Annotated in this window: 1 protein-coding gene; it reads right to left on the bottom strand. The window is 57.0% G+C overall.

Going from position 1 to position 1424, the window contains the following annotated elements; genetic code table 11:
- Positions 1-452: 452 nt before the first annotated feature.
- Complete coding sequence (locus BSG17_RS29020; RefSeq protein WP_449271727.1) at positions 453-605, bottom strand: DUF7563 family protein; 153 nt, start codon at positions 603-605, stop codon at positions 453-455.
- Positions 606-1424 lie beyond the last annotated feature (819 nt).

Here is a 1424-nt window from a genome sequence, read left to right as displayed (position 1 = left end):
GAACCTGAAGAATCTGAAGAACCTGAAGAACCCGAAGAACCCGAAGAACCCGAAACGCCCGAGGAGTCGTCCGGTTCAGACGAGACATCCCAGGAGACCGAAACCTCAGAGTCGGCGCCGACGGTCGAAGAAGAGGGCTGTTAGCGAACTCGAACTTATCTTGACTACAGCCGCTCAAACCCCCTCCTTCGGACCGCAGAGGATTGCGCTTATCGAGGGGTTGTGTTAAATCGCCATACTGCAGTTGTATTCACTGTTTCACAGCCCGCTTAATTAGCGCGATTTCTCGGAACTGGACGGCGGATTCGTCTCCATCACCGGTAACAACTTGAGCAATCGGCACAATCCCACCAGTGAAGCGGGAGATTTGTGTCATAGGCAACCGAATCCCCCCAGTTCAACTCCCTTGACTTAGCGACTCATCCCGACGCGGTCTAGTGATTTACCACAGCCTATCGAGGGGAACGGGCGTTCCGAACGCTCGCTCCCGCTCGAACCATGTCTTGACAGTGTGGACACACCCGTGGGTTATCCAGACTCTCCGGCGTAAAGACACGGACGTATTGCTTTGAGACAATAGCACCACAATTCTGGCACGTTGGCATATCCCATAAATGTTAACGAAATAATATGAATCTATGGGTCGATATTCAGTAGACGGTCGCGCGGAGCCTCCGTTCTCAACGAGCGTTGGAGGCGCGAGTAGGGAGGAGAAGAGGCGCGTTCGTGAACAGTTAATGAAGTACCACGGGTCGGGTGACCCGTAGTACTCTCCCTCGACCGCCTTCAGATACCGGGTCGTTGAGCGTGGGCTCGAGGCCGACGACCTGGAGGCTGAACTGGAGTCGGTGCGTGCCGAACGCGACGACCTCCGGCGGCAACTGCGGGCAGCTAACAGCCGCATGGACGACGTGCAAGAGTTGGTCCAGTACATCGAAGAAGAGTGGAGCCTACAGGCCCGACGCGAGGAGAGATATGACGCCCCAATCTGGACGCGGGCAAAGTGGTTCGTGTGTCGGTCGAAATCGGGATCGCGACGACGAGTGAGGAGGGCGCTATCGGTCGGTGTATCCTACCGACCTCCAAGACAGGACGACGCTCAACGGTCCTAATGCGGCGCGGGGCACCTCTGACTCATTGCTCGCAAGCGGCTATGTCTGTGCTGCCCCGTCTTGCTGTTCGGCCTCGTTGGCGAGGTTATCGTGCGCTTCAAGGGGGTCGGATGGCCGTGTACTCGCCTCTTTTTGTGACATCCTCTCCGCGGTAAACGGCGGGGCTTCCCACGCCCATCAACGGACGGTTCGTTGTTCTCTCAGGGTTGACGACCCGACGTGCCGATGGGAGTGCTACGCCCCGGTACTCCTATCCAAAGGACTCGGAGGTATCTGATTATTTTATGTCGGTTCTGCTGTCCACGGGCTTAC

Source organism: Halogranum amylolyticum, assembly GCF_900110465.1.
GTDB classification, from domain to species: domain Archaea; phylum Halobacteriota; class Halobacteria; order Halobacteriales; family Haloferacaceae; genus Halogranum; species Halogranum amylolyticum.
This window is presented reverse-complemented; position numbering and strand designations above follow the sequence as displayed.